The 15,806-nt window shown below is 42.8% G+C and carries 16 protein-coding genes; 10 read left to right on the top strand and 6 right to left on the bottom strand.

Translation table 11 applies throughout. The features are described 5' to 3' along the window. Window position 1 precedes the first annotated feature (1 nt). The 4 genes from J8M00_RS22790 to J8M00_RS22775 all read right to left on the bottom strand — a co-directional run bounded on the left by J8M00_RS22790 (window position 2) and on the right by J8M00_RS22775 (window position 4,003). Window positions 2-1,345 (bottom strand): Na(+)-translocating NADH-quinone reductase subunit A, encoded by a 1,344-nt coding sequence (locus tag J8M00_RS22790; RefSeq protein ID WP_211012757.1) that lies wholly within the window; start codon window positions 1,343-1,345, stop codon window positions 2-4. A 370-nt stretch (window positions 1,346-1,715) separates the two neighbouring features. After that, window positions 1,716-2,906 (bottom strand): enoyl-ACP reductase FabV, encoded by a 1,191-nt coding sequence (gene fabV, locus J8M00_RS22785; RefSeq protein ID WP_211012756.1) that lies wholly within the window; start codon window positions 2,904-2,906, stop codon window positions 1,716-1,718. Between the two features lie 141 nt (window positions 2,907-3,047). Continuing rightward, window positions 3,048-3,362 (bottom strand): BolA family protein, encoded by a 315-nt coding sequence (locus J8M00_RS22780; RefSeq protein WP_211012755.1) that lies wholly within the window; start codon window positions 3,360-3,362, stop codon window positions 3,048-3,050. 59 nt (window positions 3,363-3,421) lie between these two features. Next, a complete protein-coding gene (locus J8M00_RS22775; RefSeq protein ID WP_211012754.1) occupies window positions 3,422-4,003 on the bottom strand; it encodes an alpha-ketoglutarate-dependent dioxygenase AlkB family protein in 582 nt (193 codons plus the stop codon). A gap of 40 nt (window positions 4,004-4,043) precedes the next feature. Between J8M00_RS22775 and J8M00_RS22770 the strand changes: the two genes are divergently transcribed. Genes J8M00_RS22770 through J8M00_RS22755 form a run of 4 tightly spaced genes read left to right on the top strand, consistent with a single transcriptional unit; the run spans window position 4,044 to window position 7,794 of the window. Continuing rightward, window positions 4,044-5,198: a methyltransferase gene (locus J8M00_RS22770; RefSeq protein ID WP_211012753.1), complete on the top strand. Its 1,155-nt coding sequence runs from the start codon at window positions 4,044-4,046 to the stop codon at window positions 5,196-5,198. A 2-nt stretch (window positions 5,199-5,200) separates the two neighbouring features. Continuing rightward, window positions 5,201-5,764 carry a YajG family lipoprotein gene (locus J8M00_RS22765; RefSeq protein ID WP_211012752.1) on the top strand — a complete coding sequence of 188 codons (564 nt, stop codon included), beginning with the start codon at window positions 5,201-5,203 and terminating at the stop codon, window positions 5,762-5,764. Between the two features lie 18 nt (window positions 5,765-5,782). Next, the gene (locus J8M00_RS22760; RefSeq protein WP_211012751.1) at window positions 5,783-6,406 is read left to right on the top strand and encodes a peptidylprolyl isomerase; all 624 of its coding nucleotides are present in this window, start codon (window positions 5,783-5,785) and stop codon (window positions 6,404-6,406) included. Between the two features lie 8 nt (window positions 6,407-6,414). Next, the gene (locus tag J8M00_RS22755; protein ID WP_211012750.1) at window positions 6,415-7,794 is read left to right on the top strand and encodes an AmpG family muropeptide MFS transporter; all 1,380 of its coding nucleotides are present in this window, start codon (window positions 6,415-6,417) and stop codon (window positions 7,792-7,794) included. A 42-nt stretch (window positions 7,795-7,836) separates the two neighbouring features. Here the strand turns inward: J8M00_RS22755 and J8M00_RS22750 are convergent, their stop codons facing one another. Further along, window positions 7,837-8,082 carry a helix-turn-helix domain-containing protein gene (locus J8M00_RS22750; protein WP_023399554.1) on the bottom strand — a complete coding sequence of 82 codons (246 nt, stop codon included), beginning with the start codon at window positions 8,080-8,082 and terminating at the stop codon, window positions 7,837-7,839. 351 nt (window positions 8,083-8,433) lie between these two features. Between J8M00_RS22750 and J8M00_RS22745 the strand changes: the two genes are divergently transcribed. Then, window positions 8,434-8,610 carry a hypothetical protein gene (locus J8M00_RS22745; protein WP_211012749.1) on the top strand — a complete coding sequence of 59 codons (177 nt, stop codon included), beginning with the start codon at window positions 8,434-8,436 and terminating at the stop codon, window positions 8,608-8,610. Window positions 8,611-8,657: 47 nt separating this feature from the next. Here the strand turns inward: J8M00_RS22745 and erpA are convergent, their stop codons facing one another. Continuing rightward, window positions 8,658-8,996 (bottom strand): iron-sulfur cluster insertion protein ErpA, encoded by a 339-nt coding sequence (erpA, locus tag J8M00_RS22740; protein WP_023399553.1) that lies wholly within the window; start codon window positions 8,994-8,996, stop codon window positions 8,658-8,660. A 202-nt stretch (window positions 8,997-9,198) separates the two neighbouring features. On the opposite strand from erpA, the gene J8M00_RS22735 reads away from it, so the two are divergent. The 5 genes from J8M00_RS22735 (at window position 9,199) to J8M00_RS22715 (ending at window position 15,806) form a co-directional block, all read left to right on the top strand. Further along, the gene (locus J8M00_RS22735) at window positions 9,199-10,881 is read left to right on the top strand and encodes a chloride channel protein (RefSeq protein ID WP_211012748.1); all 1,683 of its coding nucleotides are present in this window, start codon (window positions 9,199-9,201) and stop codon (window positions 10,879-10,881) included. An 18-nt stretch (window positions 10,882-10,899) separates the two neighbouring features. Continuing rightward, entirely contained in the window at window positions 10,900-11,334 is a 435-nt protein-coding gene (locus J8M00_RS22730; protein WP_211012747.1) for a CopD family protein, read from the top strand. A gap of 150 nt (window positions 11,335-11,484) precedes the next feature. Further along, window positions 11,485-12,501 (top strand): aspartate carbamoyltransferase, encoded by a 1,017-nt coding sequence (locus J8M00_RS22725; RefSeq protein WP_039611702.1) that lies wholly within the window; start codon window positions 11,485-11,487, stop codon window positions 12,499-12,501. A 16-nt stretch (window positions 12,502-12,517) separates the two neighbouring features. After that, on the top strand, window positions 12,518-13,807 hold the full coding sequence (gene hemL / locus J8M00_RS22720; RefSeq protein ID WP_211012794.1) for a glutamate-1-semialdehyde 2,1-aminomutase: 1,290 nt from the start codon (window positions 12,518-12,520) through the stop codon (window positions 13,805-13,807). Window positions 13,808-13,964: 157 nt separating this feature from the next. Continuing rightward, entirely contained in the window at window positions 13,965-15,806 is a 1,842-nt protein-coding gene (locus J8M00_RS22715) for a methyl-accepting chemotaxis protein (RefSeq protein WP_211012746.1), read from the top strand.

Here is a 15,806-nt window from a genome sequence, read left to right as displayed (position 1 = left end):
TTTAACCTTCCTTCTCGATAGTAGTCAGGCAATCACGTAGGATTAAGCCGTAGTCGTACTTGCCTGGACAAACGAAGGTACACAATGCTAAATCTTCTTCGTCAAGCTCAAGCGCACCTAAAGAGACAGCGCTATCTAGATCGCCAGCGATCAGATCACGAAGTAATAGCGTTGGTAGGATATCCAGAGGCATTACACGTTCGTAGTTGCCGATTGGCACCATCGCACGCTTAGAACCACCAGTAGACGTTGTAAACTTAAACAAACGGCTAGGTGCTAAGTGTGAAATGAATGTACGTGTAACTGAGAATTTGTTACTACCTGGCGCAATCCAGCCAAATAGCTCTTTCTCACGACCTTCAAGAAGAACTGAAACCTGTACGTGGTAACGACCTAGGAAAGCATGAGGGCCGGTTGCTGTTTTACCAGCTAACACAGAGCCAGAAATGACTCGGTTATCACCGTCTTCAAGTTCACCAGATACTAAATCTGTTAACGACGCACCAACTTGAGTTTTAACTAAACGAGGATTCTTTACGCGAGGACCTGCTAAAGAAACAACTCGGTCAGTGTAGATCTCGCCAGTAAGGAACAGCTTACCAAACGCAATAACGTCCTGGTAACCTAAGTGCCAAACTTGCTTGTCCGCACCAACTGCATCTAAGTTATGGATATGAGTACCCACTAAGCCTGCTGGGTGTACACCCGCGAACTCATGTACTTCTACTTGTGATAGCGAAGAGCTTGGTACTTTACTACCAGACTGCTTACACACAAATACTTTACCATCAGTTAGACGTGAAACTACAGCTAGACCTGCTTCAAACGCTTCAACGTTTTCAGCAATGATCACAGCAGGATCCGCAGCTAATGGGTTAGTATCGATGGCTGTCACGAAGATTGAGCTCGGCGTTGCACTTGGTACTGCAACACGGCTAAATGGACGTGCACGTAGCGCTGGCCATTGACCAGATTCAATAAGCACTTCTTTCACTTTTTCACGATCTAAGTTGCTTAATTCAGCAGCTGCGACCTTTTCAAAAGTGATTTGCTCATTGCCTTGTACTTCAATCACGACAGATTGAAGAACACGCTTAGCACCACGGTTGATTTCTTTAACTACACCAGAGGCTGGCGCAGTAAACTTGACGCCAGGATTCTTTTTGTCTTCAAAAAGAATTTGGCCTTTTTTGACTTGGTCATCCACGCGAACATGCATGGTTGGACGCATACCGATAAACTCTTCACCAAGCACAGCTACGCGTTTGATGGCAGCGCCATCATGAATAGCTTGCTGTGGTGCGCCCTCTATGGGTAAGTCCAGACCTTTTTTTATGTTGATCATACGCACTTGCATTACATTAACGGAAAGAAATTGAAAAATCTTTAGTTATCACGGCCGCTATCTCATCATGTTTTCAGTATCAAAAAGAACCCGCCTAGTCAAAAGAGACTTGACAAAAGCCAAATCAACCAAAAACAAGCGTCGTGATATATAGTCCTCACATATTTCCGCAATTTTAACATTAATCGCCCTGACTATGCGAGTAGAATTATCAAATTAATACGACTTAACAATGGTTTTAGCTCAGTTCAGCTAATTGCGATTAATTCAATATAGACCAAAGTGGTATTGAATGAGAAAAAGATGAAAGGGGTTTGTGGGGTAATCTCGATAGAGGTGAGGCTCGGGCGCCTCACCTTGCGGTTAAGTTTTATACTAAATTGTTGATTTCAACAACAGTATTTACATCCGCGTCATAGTCAACGCCATCAACGCCAAAACCAAATAATTTTAGGAATTCGTTATGGTAGCCTTCGTAATCAGTCATTGAATCAATGGTGTCGGTATCCACAGTGTCCCAAATGTGTTGAATACGCGCCTGCACACCTTCTTCCAGCTCTTTATAGTTCTGGAACAGGTGACCACCTTCATCGAATCTTGGCGTGCCACTGTAAAGGTTTTCATTGAAAAGACCATGGATTTGCTCGATTGTACCTTCGTAAGTACCGTCTTCTTTAGTAACCTTAAATAAAGCTGAGATATATAGTGGCATGATCGGAATTGCCGAACTAGCCTGAGTTACTACCGCGTTAAGAGAAGAGACATAAGCTTCACCATGTAGATCCGCCGTCGATGCTTTGATTGCCGCAGCAGCTCTATCTAAGTCTTCTTTTGCCTTGCCAATAGTAGCGTGGCCATAAATTGGCCAAGTTAGCTCTTTACCAATGTAAGTATATGCAGTCGTTTTAAAGTTATCTGCAAGTACATCGGCTTGCTTCAGCGCATCTAACCAAAGCTCCCAGTCTTCACCACCCATTACTTTTACTGTGTTAGCTATTTCATCTTCGTTGGCAGCTTCTACACTCACTTCATCAATAACACGCTTAGATGTGTTTAAGTTTTTTGTTGTGATCGCTTCGCCAATTGGCTTAAGTACAGAGCTGTGAGTTTCGCCTGTTTTTGGATCTGTACGGCGAGGAGATGCAAGGCTATAGATGATTAGGTCTACTTTACCCATTTCAGCTTTAATCGTCTCGATAGCTTGCTCTTTGAGCTCAGTAGAAAATGCATCCCCATTGATGTTTTTTGACCACAGCCCTGCTTTGTCAGCAGCATTTTGAAACGCAGCCGTATTATACCAGCCCGCTGAGGCTGTTCTTTTCTCTGTACCTTCTTTTTCGAAGAAAATACCTAGCGTTTTTGCACCAGAGCCAAATGCAGCAGTAATTCGAGACGCAAGACCGTAACCAGTAGAAGCACCAATGACTAGTACATTTTTAGGGCCATCTTTTAACTCGCCTTGTTGCTTAACAAAAGCGATTTGTTCTTCTACATGAGCAGCACAACCTGCTGGATGAGCATTTGTACAGATAAAACCACGGATCTTCGGCTTAATTACCATTATATTTCCTACTAAATTTTGAATTTGTTTCAAGTATTTAGGCCCACCTCTTACGGTATAAAATCAAGAATATAAAAAGGTGGAGCCAGAAAAATTGCGTTATAGTGTAATCTCTGATGACCTAAATACAGGTCTGATCAGCTAATTATCAAGTTTTGAGCCACCTAAACAAGTTGGCGATGCCGGGACATGTTCGGATTGCTCTCTAAATTCCTCAGGCGTATAAGCATGAATCGCTAGCGCGTGAATTTCATTCGCTAACTCAGACTTGAGCACTTCATTTATACGTCTGTGACGTGGCAATAGGCGCAGCCCCGCAAATTCATCGCTCACAACAATCACTTTAAAATGTGATTCTGTCCCGCGGCTGTGCATATGGCTTTCATTAATCACCTCAAGATGTGTGCAATCAATGGCATCTTTGAGTTTTGTGTGTATATGTTCCTGCATAGACATGGGTATACTCTTTACTTTCATATTGTTAAACATCGCATACTATACGCCGATAATACCGATTAACCAACCGTTCTGAACGTCAGATTTATCCGCCCTTGTGTAACTTTTGTTTGCTTGGGCAAGCTGTGCTCATAATCTCGCTGGCTTTCTCCGGACATCAGCAAGCAACTTCCTGTTTCGAGCATAATTGACGTCACTTCTCTGGTTTGCCTGTGACGAATTTTAAACATTCTGGGCGCTCCCAAAGACACTGACACTATCAGAGGCGATGCACCTAACTCTTTTTCATCATCACTGTGCCAACCCATTGTATCCAACCCATCACGGTACCAATTAAGTAAAAGCGCATTGAATTCGTTTGCGTATTGGCGCTGTAACCTTTGCCGCATAGCCGACAATGCAGGTAGCCATGCCACATTATCCAATGACTTTCCGGAATAACCATAACGAACCTCTCGGTCGGCAATGAAACACTGCAATCGTGGGATACGATGATATTTGCCGTATACCTGAATTTGAGGCTGCTGCCATGGAATGCTGTCAACCAAGTGATCATATAACGCAAGGCTCTTATTAAAAGAGATAACATTAGGAAAATAAGCAAAGCCCTCAGGCAAACATTCTTTGTTCAGCTGTGACATGATATTATGCACTCACATTTTTAGTGAAAAATATAGAACTATGACAACCGACGCGGTCTTGGCTAATCACCCATTTACTCTACATCGATTTCCCTTAGAACAAAAAAATCGCAGCCTACAGGCATGGGATTCCGCTGACGAATATCTACTTGACTATATCAGTGAGGAATACCAAAGCGTTCGCAATATTTTGGTATTAAATGACAGTTTCGGAGCTCTTAGCTGTGCCATTTCAACGCTTTATCAGCAAGATGAGCAGTTACCCTGCATTCATTTTGTCAACGACTCATTTGTCAGTACAGCAGCATGTCGACACAACCTTAAAGAGAACGAACTGCCACTCACACATATCTCTTTTTTAGATAGTTTAGAGACGCTGCCACATGCTGTAGACTTAATTGTGTTGAAAATACCTAAAAATGCAGGTTATTTACAACACCAGTTGGCGCAACTAAGTCATTTGCCAGCCGACATCCCTGTTATTGCAGCAGGTAAAGCGAAAGAAATACACACTTCTACGTTGAAATCCTTTAATCACTTTCTATCTGAGCCAAAAACAAGCCTCGCGGTTAAAAAATCTCGATTAATTTTTTCGAGCACAACGAACAAGCCTGTAAATAGCAAGTTTCCTGTGTCATGGCCTCTAGAAAGTACAGAAATGACATTGATTAATCACGCAAATGTCTTTTCACGCGATTCTCTAGACATCGGTGCTCGCTTTTTTATTAACTACTTACCAGCTGGAAAAAAGCCACTCAATATTATTGATTTAGGCTGCGGAAACGGGGTCATTGGGTTACAGACATTAAAGCGAATGCCAAATGCAAAAGTCACTTTTGTTGACGAGTCTGCGATGGCTGTTGCCAGCGCACAACAAAATGTACAGCACAACTTGCCTGAAAGGCTGAGCCATTGCCAATTTACCCACAACGACTGCTTAACTGACTTTGCACCTAATAGTACTGATTTGGTTTTGTGCAATCCACCTTTTCATCAAGCTCAAGCCATCACTGATCACATCGCATGGCAAATGTTCTTACAAGCCAAATACACTCTGAGAAATGGCGGTGAACTCAGAATAATCGGAAATCGCCACCTAGATTACCAAGATAAGTTGCAGCGCCTTTTTGGTAATTGTAAGGTACTGGGCAATAATAAAAAGTTTACTGTATTAAGTGTAATAAAAAGGAGCTAATCATGGCCAAAACTCTCTACTCCGTCGCAACTGCTGGGTTACTGACTATTTTATCAGGCTGCGCAGCTGCGCCAAAAGCGGTGATCATGAGTCCTGAATACTCTGCTGGCCAACTTGTTCAGCTCAACACCCCACTTACAGTTAATGTCGTTGATTTAAGAACTTCCAAGTTCACTGTAAAAGTCCTCGATACTGAGCCCGCAGTTTACCTGCCAGATGCCAACTTACCAGTAACCGTGTCAGCTGTGCTAGAACAAGCGTTAACTGCTAACAATGCCAACGTAGTACCAGAAGCAAAGACAAACTTAACCCTGGAAATCCACCGCTTTTTAGCCGTGGTCTCAGAGTCCTACAGCAAACATGAAAGCAATGCAGAGGCGGAGTTTAAAGTTTCTGTCTCTAAAGGGGGCAATACATTTACCAAGTCTTACACTGGAACCCGCACTCTATCTGGGTCTTTAAAACACGACCAAGCTAAAGTCGAAGGGCAGTTAAATACTCTCGCAGAACAACTAGTCATGCATATAATGGAAGATAAAGAACTAACTGACTTCATCTCACAATAAGAACAAGGAAGCACTGACATGATCCGTACATTTGTATTTGCATTAATAATCGTTTCAACCAGTTTTGCCCACGCAGCAAACAAAGAAGGACGATTTGTACAAAAAGATAACTTATTTCCTAGAGTTCAAGTCAACACCTCTCTCGGTAAGATCGTAATTGATCTTGACCGATCTCGCGCGCCTTTAACTGTGAATAACTTTTTGACGTACGTCGTCAATGGCGACTACAAAGGCTCCGTGTTTCATCGTGTTGAACGCGATGAAGTAAACGAAAAGGATTTTGTGATCCAAGGTGGGGGTTACGATAAAGACTATGATGGCATGTTCGAACGCAAACCCATTTTCAATGAAAGTGGCAATGGTTTAAAAAATGAGATGTATTCAGTCGCGATGGCATATCAAGACAACAAACCTCATTCGGGCACTCGCCAGTTTTTCTTTAATATGGATGACAATAATCATTTAAACCCGGGTCGAGGATGGGGCTTTGCTGTATTCGGTAATGTGACAGAAGGTTATGAAACTTTGGATAAAATCATGCAAGTAGAAACCGGTTATAACAAAAAGCTTGGTTACTCATTTATTCCTAAAACTGCGGTGATTATTTACAGCATTGAAATTCTGCCAGTTGAAGAGCTCTAACTTAAATTATGATGACAACAGCAAGCATTGCACAATATCTGAGTTACTATAGAGATAAGCGACTACTAACTGTTTTTGCTTTTGGCATGAGCCAGGGGTTTCCTTGGGTTCTTATCGGCTCGGTAATGTCTGCTTGGCTCAAAGATGAAGGCCTTAGTCGCAGCTTAATTGGGTTATTTGGCATTGTATTTAGCGCCTACACGATTAATTTTTTGTGGTCGCCTTTAGTTGACCGCTTAACTCTCCCTCTCATAGGTAAAAAGCTCGGTCAAAGAAGGAGTTGGATTTTTTTAGGGCAGCTTGTCATCACGCTGAGTGCAGCTTGCTTGGCCTTTGTCGACCTAAAAAACAGCTTATTTTACGCCGCGTTGCTGTGCTTTGTAATCGCGCTGTTTGCCGCAACACATGATATTGCAATTGATGGCTATCGAATTGACGTTCTACCACAATCTGAAAGTGAAAAGTCGACAGCCGCAGCAGCTATGGCAACGTCAGGGTGGTGGACTGGCTATGCACTACTTGGGGCCATCCCATTTTTCGCAGCGGATCTACCCAATGTGAGTTGGCCTGACATATACCTACTATTGGCTGTAATAATGGCACTACTGTCAGTTGTCACAATATTGGCAAAAGAGCCCGATTCTCATCGCGATACAGCGCAGGCCCAGATACAAAAAGCATACGAACAGAAATTATCTCAGCTCGGTCATTCTCGCGCGAATAAGCTCCTTGCATGGCTAGGAGTCACGCTCGTTGCCCCCTTTGTTAGTTTTTTCAAAAAAAATGGTGTTAAAACGGCGCTTGCACTATTAACTTTTATCTTTTTGTTTAAGATTGGTGAAGCTTTTCTAGCCCGCATGTCGATTGTTTTCTACAAAGAAGTGGGGTTTAGCAATACCCAAATTGCGCAGTATTCAAAACTTGGAACAGGCCTTATTACCATCATTTTTGCCTTTTTAGGGAGCATCTTTAACCATAAATATGGCATTGTAAAAGGACTTTTCATCAGTGGCATTGCAATGGCTGCGTCCAATTTGATTTTCTCTTGGATAGCCATAGCTGGACCAAAGGAGTCACTATATGCACTGGCAATTGTTGTCGATGGCTTTACACAAGCATGGTCACTCGTTGCCATGGTCGCATTTATTTCAATGCTCTGTGACAGAACATTCAGCGCAACACATTACGCTTTACTTGCCTCTTTGGGTAGTTTAGGCCGAACTGTATTATCTAGTTATAGCGGAGTAGTCATTGATGATTGGCTAGGCGGGAACTGGGCTGTATTTTTTGTCATCACAGCACTCATGGTTATCCCTTCGTTGCTGTTTCTCTATTTTATAAGGCACAAACTGTATGCCATTGAAGCTGCATATAAACAGCAAGACTAAGGTGCATTTCCCTGCACCTTGTTTTCTTAATCCCGTTGCAGGTTAAAGCTCTTCTTTATTAATTAAAGACAAGCCTTCATACGGGTCAACTTCCAACGCTTCACAGTAACGTAAGAATTCAATTACATCCAAACGGCGCTCTTGGTTTTCAATCTTTCCAATGAAAGAATGTGGCGTTCCTAAAACTTGAGCTAGGCTACGCATTGTATGACCTTTCTCATGACGCTTTGATTTCAACCATTTTGTTAACTTTCCGTTTTCTTCCGAAGAAACCGTTTTACCCATCATAAATAAACATCTCCTACTCGATGATTAATCTCAACTGGCCTTGTGAAATTTGCCCGTCTCACTCGGCTGTATAATGTAGCTTAAATTATTTCGCTAGAGGCCTTACAGGCCTTGCACATTTCCTGTATCGACAACAGGGTTGTTCCTATGTACCCAATTAGGTATAGACTATCTTAACGCTAAATCCTAATAAAATTTCAAAAAACTATATTCGTTTTTTTCATGTAGGGTACAAGGTACACTTTAACAAAAATTTTATATCTTGTACCAGTATTTGAAATAATTTATTTTTCTTTAAAAAATAAGTATTTACAGCTAATCTTAAAAATAACGTAAAAAAAGGGCTTCAGAATGATCCGAATTTTATTTTTATTGCCACTGGCTTTATGCTTTGGATGGTATTACTTCTTGCGGGTTAATAATATACCTATCAAGCAAGGAAAACGTGGTTTTATCTATATTCTTCTCTTTTCAGCATTTATCTTGGGCTTTTTTGTTCTGATGATCCATGTCACCAACCCGACATAAAAAAGCCATGCAATTGCATGGCTTTATTCATGTTTAACTTGGCTCAACTAGACGCTAAAGCTTGCACCACAACCGCAAGTAGTCGTCGCATTCGGGTTATTTACAAAAAAGCGTGCGCCTTCTAATCCCTCAGTGTAATCGACTATCCCATCAACCAAATATTGAATACTCATAGGGTCAACCACCATGACCACACCGTTTTTTTCAATTTCCAAATCGCCTGGATTAACTTTTTCATCAAACGTGAAGCCATATTGAAACCCAGAGCATCCTCCGCCAGTTACGTATACGCGAAGCTTTAATTCAGGATTTTCCTCTTCAGCAATCAACTCTTTTACGCGCGCAGCCGCTGCATCGCTAAACTTTATCGGTAACTCTTCTGACATGTGCGTTCGACCCTTGTACAATAATTAGCGGAATTATCTAATACCCGACTATTTTAATCAAGTATCTCTGAGCGCTGCACGGCGCGTAGTTGCTAAATTAACATCCCCCTCGGTGGAATATCATAAAGCAAATTTATAGCAGGGACTTAGCATTAATCTTTTGATAAAATAAAGAGATAATTTCAATCTCAAGCGATGAACTATGACACTTGACCAAGTTAGACGGCGCCTTGCACAACCTCGAACATCAGCACAACTATGTCTGCTTGGCGTTTGTGCAGGTTTAATTGCTGCCGTATTAATAATCTTATTCAGATTAATGATCGAGTTAGTTCAGTCTGCATTCCTAGATAGTCATGATGACTTTACTTCTCTTGCCGAACATCAAAGACTTTTATTACCCGTCGGCGCGGCTCTAGTCATCGCCCTTTTTGCTAATTTAACTGGGTTTAAGCACTATCGACTTGGTATTCCCTTTGTCATTAACCGTATCAAACTTCATTATGGTCATATGCCAATCTGGAACTCCGTAAACCAATTCTTTGGCGGCGGTATTGCGCTCATTTGCGGTTTTTCAGTTGGTCGTGAAGGGCCTTCTGTACATATGGGCGCAACTGGCGCAAGTGTCCTTACAGAACGTCTTCACTTACCTCACAACGCTGCGAGAACACTAGCAGGCTGTGGCGTAGCAGCAGGCATTGCAGCGTCATTCAATACCCCATTAGCCGCTGTTATATTTGTTATGGAAGTTGTACTGAGAGAATACAAAATTCATATTTTCGTTCCTATTATGCTTGCAGCTGTCACAGGCGCACTGGCTACACAATTTGTATTTGGCAATGTTTCTGAGCTCTCTCTAATTCAAATTGAAATGTTAAGCTTCTGGCACTACCCATACCTTATCCTTTGTGGTTTTGCGCTTGGCGCAGTTGCTTTTGCGTTTAATCAAAACCTCATGCTCATTATTAAAACCTTCAAACCAATCAGTATGTTTCCTCGCTTGCTACTCGCAGGACTCATTGCTGGCCTAATTGGATACTTAGTTCCCGAAGCAATGGGCTCTGGCATGAGCGCTATTAAGCTAGCTATCGAAACGCCAGACGACTTACAGCTACTTACCACAATTTTTATCGCCAAGTTACTCGCCACGTTATTTGCCATTGGCCTTGGTATTCCTGGCGGGTTGATTGGCCCGGTAATCGGACTTGGCGTTGTGATGGGTACCTTGATGGCATTTTTTGCTCAATTTATCTCTCCCGATGTAAACGTCGCTGGCACATATGGCGTACTTGGTATGGCAGGGTTATTAGCAGCAACATTACACGCTCCATTGGCTGCATTGACTGCTGTGATGGAGCTAACTTCCAATCCACAGATTGTTGTTCCAGCTATGCTCGTTATTTCAACAGCTTATGTGACAGCACTGCAAGTGTTTGGCAACCGTTCTATTTTTATTCAGCAGCTTGATTTCCAAGGCCTACCCTACCAAGTTTCTCCAGCGAAAGAAGCGTTACAAAAAGTGGGGATCGTAGAGGAAATGGAAGAAGACTTTAAGCTGCTTTACTCAAGCGATAAAAACCAAATTAAAGACACTCTTTCGGCCGTTGACAGCCAAACACCTCTCATTATCTATGATGAACAAAAGGGCTACCGCCTCGCAGAATACGACTTGACGCTGGTATCAGACGACAGCGCAACCGTTAAATATATCCCACTTCAAGGCCTGAGTACTCAGGCTACACTTGCAGAAGCATTTGAAATCTTGAAAGATAAACGTTCTGGTGCGGTGTATGTTTACAACCAAAAAGACAGTCTCCAGATCATGGGCGTGGTGCGTTGGGATAAATTACGGCATATTCTAACAATGAGAAACAGTTTACTTTAACTAAAAATAAGGGGCACTATGAGCGCTTTGCTGATTTACAAAGCTTTGCACATCTTTTTTATGGTCGCGTGGTTTGCTGGCATTTTCTACTTGCCTCGGCTATTTATCTATCACACCATGACTGAAGAAAAAGCATGCTCTGCCATGCTCAAAATTATGGAGCGACGACTGCTATACTTCGTGACGCCTTTTGCAGTGCTCACCACCATTTTTGGTGTGCTGACTATTGTTGAATACGGCAGGGAGTGGTTTAAATACAATTTATGGCTTCACTATAAGCTGGTCTTTGTGATCATTCTTTATATTTATCATGCCTATTGTTTCAAACTGTTGGCAGACTTTAAGCACGACCGAAATATTCGCAGTACACGTTTTTATCGCTTTTTTAACGAGTTTCCAGTGTTCTTGCTGTTACCCATCATATTGCTCGCAGTCTTAAAACCATTTTTTTAATACAAATATGACGGTATCCTGCCGTCATACTCTCCTGTTGACGTTCAATTATGCTATCATATCGTTCCAGTAACCTGCTGTTGCCAAGGTTATCTCGGTTAGGAGCGCACCCTTGCCTCCTGTTGTCAATCTGTGATTAGGAATCGCCGCATGCTAAGTTTCCAAGGTGAAAACATCCTTTCTGTCAATCAACTCGATAGAGAAGCCATTGAATTAATTTTTGACGTCGCCAAGCGCATGGAGCCGTATGCCAAAAAGCATAAACGTACTCAAGTGCTTGAAGGTGCCGTACTCGCAAATTTATTCTTTGAACCTAGTACCCGTACACGTGTCAGTTTTGGTACTGCATTTAACTTATTAGGTGGCCTAGTAAGAGAAACCACCGGCATGCAAAGCTCCGCCTTAGCAAAAGGTGAGTCACTATATGATACTGCCCGTGTTATCTCTGCCTATGCTGACGCGGTTGCCATGCGCCATCCAGATGCAGGCAGTGTCGCAGAGTTTGCGACAGGCTCTGATGTGCCGGTACTCAATGGCGGTGATGGCCCGAACGAACACCCAACCCAAGCACTATTAGATCTATTGACAATCGACCGTGAACTCAGCCGTTTCGATCGCACAGTCGACGGTATGCATATCGCTTTAGTCGGTGATTTGAAGTATGGTCGCACCGTACACTCATTGTCCAAACTACTGTGCCATTATAAAAATATTAAATTCTCTATGGTTGCACCTGATGGTTTGCAAATGCCTGACTACGTGCTCGACGCGGTCTCTAATGCAGGTCATCAAATTGAACTTGTTTCTCAAATGGAAGGTAACCTCGCAGCGGATATCGTCTACCAAACACGTATTCAAGAAGAGCGTTTTCCATCGCAAGAAGAAGCCAATAAATATCGTGGCGGATTTAGAATTAGCCAAGCAATTTACGATGCGCACTGTAAACCTGAGTCTGTATTGATGCACCCACTTCCAAGAGATAGCCGCAGTGACGCCAATGAGCTAGACAACGATTTAAACAGTAACGATAACTTAGCCATCTTCAGACAAGTGCAAAACGGTGTACTGATCCGAATGGCACTTTTCGCACTAACACTGGGTGTAGAAAATAAAGTACAACAGTATGAAACAAACGTACCTTGGTTCAGCAGAAAACGTCAAAGTTAATCAAGAAGGACACATTATGACAATTAGCCAAGATTTATTTGAGCGTGCACAAGCTTCCATCCCAGGCGGTGTAAACTCACCAGTAAGAGCGTTTAACGGCGTTGGCGGCACACCTTTGTTTATTACAAAAGCAGAAGGCCCTTTCACCTTTGATGCTGACGATAACCGTTACATCGACTATGTTGGCTCGTGGGGGCCAATGATACTTGGCCACAATCATCCAGCTATCAAACAAGCGGTGTTAGACGCTGTTGAAAATGGCTTAAGCTATGGTGCGCCAACCGAGACCGAAATCTTGATGGCTGAAAAAGTCAAAGAGTTGGTTCCATCAATTGAAACTGTGCGTATGGTCAGTTCAGGTACCGAAGCAACCATGAGTGCTATACGTCTTGCTCGTGGCTATACAGGCAGAGATAAAATCCTTAAGTTTGAGGGTTGCTATCATGGTCATGCTGACTCTTTGCTAGTAAAAGCGGGTTCTGGAGCGCTCACCATGGGCGTTCCCAATTCACCAGGCATTCCTGAAGACTTTGCCAAACATACACTGACGGTATCGTTTAACAATATGGATGAAGTCAAAGCGATCTTTGCCGAGTATAAAGACGAAATCGCATGCATCATCGTCGAGCCAGTTGCTGGTAACATGAACTGCATCCCTCCTGTTGAGGGCTTTTTAGAAGGTCTTCGTGCAATTTGTGATGAACACAAGTCAGTACTTATTTTCGATGAAGTAATGACAGGTTTCCGCGTTGCCCTTGGTGGTGCTCAAGCATACTACAACATCGAGCCTGATCTGACGTGCCTAGGCAAGGTCATCGGCGGTGGGATGCCAGTAGGTGCTTTTGGTGGTAAACGTGAGATCATGGATTACATTGCACCTGTTGGCCCTGTATATCAAGCTGGCACCTTATCTGGTAACCCAATTGCGATGGCGGCAGGCTTAAAAGCTCTAGAGCTTCTCTCTGAGCCTGGTCTACACGATGCATTGGAAGCAAAAAGCAAAGCCTTATGCGCCGGTTTCCAAGCTGCGGCTGATAAACATGGTATTGAGCTTACGACCAACTATGCCGGTGGCATGTTTGGCTTTTTCTTTACTTCAGCACAGCGTGTCGATAGCTACCAGCAAGCAACAGAATGTGACTTGGAGAAATTCAAACGCTTCTTTCACTTAATGTTAGACGAAGGCGTATACCTTGCGCCATCTGCGTTTGAAGCAGGTTTTGTCAGCACAATGCATGGCGATAAAGATATCGAAAACACAATATCTGCCGCAGATCGCGCATTTGCAAAGCTAAAAGCAAAATAAGTAGCACAAAATGCCAACTTAGTTTGGTTGTTAAGTGCATAAGAAAAAGCCCATTAAGGGCTTTTTTTTCATATTGAAAAAAAATTTCTGTTTCTTTGAACTATTCTTTGTCTTAATAAGGTCTCTATTTCGTGACTCAATAACAAAGATTTAAATTATGACAGGACTCAGATCGCTATGTAGCCCCGCCATCTCATTTATGGCTCAGTTAAAATATAAAACAAAAATCAGTCTGGTATTCGGTATTTTACTATTGCCTTTGGCACTAAGTCTGTTTTTTTTAAATTCAACTTTGACTCACTCAATTGAAGTCAGCCAACAACAGCAGCAAGGTCTGAACCTCTACCCTAAACTGCTAGAAAACATTATTAATAACCGCCAGAAAGATAATCAAAGGCTGCTCTCCCAAAATGGCTTTTCAGTCAATGCAAAGGCATCTAACACACCGTTAGAGCAAGTATCCATTGCCTCTAAGTTAGCTATTGATAACGATTTAAGTCGCTCATACTTAAATCGCTCTTTGGTGGAGTCTCTCCCCAAAGTTGTATATCAGATAAACAATATCGCAGAGCAGGCCAATGCCATAATTAGCAGAGGCCGTTTTACGCCAGACTCATTTATCGCGCTATCCAACCTCAACAAAGCTCTGCCCATAGTAAAAGCTCAGCTGTTAGATAAACTAGAAGTTGCCACGCAAGAAAGCCCTTTTGTTAAGCAGCAGCTTTCTGGCCAAATTGACGCACTCAATAATGCTTTAGACCAATACCAGCATGCAATTAGAACAAAATTGCTCGAGCCAGATGATATTGAGCTGACGGCCAGCGCTTTTGCCAGCAATCACAGAAATGTACAACGAAAAACTCAAGATTTAATTGAAGCCGCGCTACCCACATTAAAAACCTTACTACAGGAGAAGCTCAGTACGGAACAAACGATACGAAACCTTGTTGCTTCAGCATCCCTACTGAGTCTGTTTGTCGCTCTCTATCTAATGCTAGGTTTTTATTTTGCCGTTGTTGATACCATTTCTGAGTTTTCGGTGTCCGCACAAAAAGCAGCACAGGGCGACTTACGTGCTAGGGCTGTATCCCGTGGAGATGATGAGTTAAATGATATCGTCGCACAATATAACCGGGTGTTAGATGCCTTTACTGAATTATTAGCTGATGTGCACAACACCACCAGCGACCTGCATCATGCTACCGACAAGCTAAGTCACATAAGCCAAGACACCCGCCATGATGTCGCCCAACAACAAATTAAAATTTCCGGTATTCATAATGCCCTTTCCGATATGGCCAATGCCGCAGATTCAGTAGAAACCTCAGCACAACACGCGACTGAGCTGGCTAGTGCCGCCGCTCAACAAGTTAAACAGGGCAGTGTGAATACGACTGAACTCGCTCAACATATGACTGTGTTACAGCGCGAGTTTGAAGAAAGTAGACAAGCGTTAGACAAACTTGCTCAAGACAGCCAAAACATCAGCAAGGTAAGCTTGGGGATCAGTGAAATTGCTGAACAGACAAATTTACTGGCTCTCAATGCGGCCATAGAAGCTGCACGAGCGGGAGAACAAGGTAGAGGGTTTGCAGTTGTTGCAGATGAAGTGCGCACACTTGCCAAACGCACCCAACAACAAACTGAGGAAATCCATTCGATTATCAAATCATTGCAAAGCGCCTCGAACAATACTCAGCAAAAAATGCTGAGTAGCGTTGAAAAAATGGAGCGAGGGGTCAGTGCAGCTAATGAGACTAATCAAATATTAAGTGCTGCGGAGCAAAGCATGACAGATATCGATCAACAAGGACATGTCATTCGAGAGCTAGTTCAGCAGCAAACACAAGCAACACAGCAAGCGCTTTCTGAATCCAGCGAAATTAGCGATCTTGCTGAACATACCTTGGGTTCGGCGGAAGCGACACAAGATGACGCCCATCAGCTCAGCAGCATGGCAGCTAATTTAAAGTCTGCCATGAGTCAGTTTAGAACATAA

This window comes from Pseudoalteromonas luteoviolacea (genome assembly GCF_018100925.1).
GTDB lineage: Bacteria > Pseudomonadota > Gammaproteobacteria > Enterobacterales > Alteromonadaceae > Pseudoalteromonas > Pseudoalteromonas obscura.
Note: the sequence above shows the minus strand (reverse complement) of the source record. Positions and strands in the feature narration are given on the sequence as shown.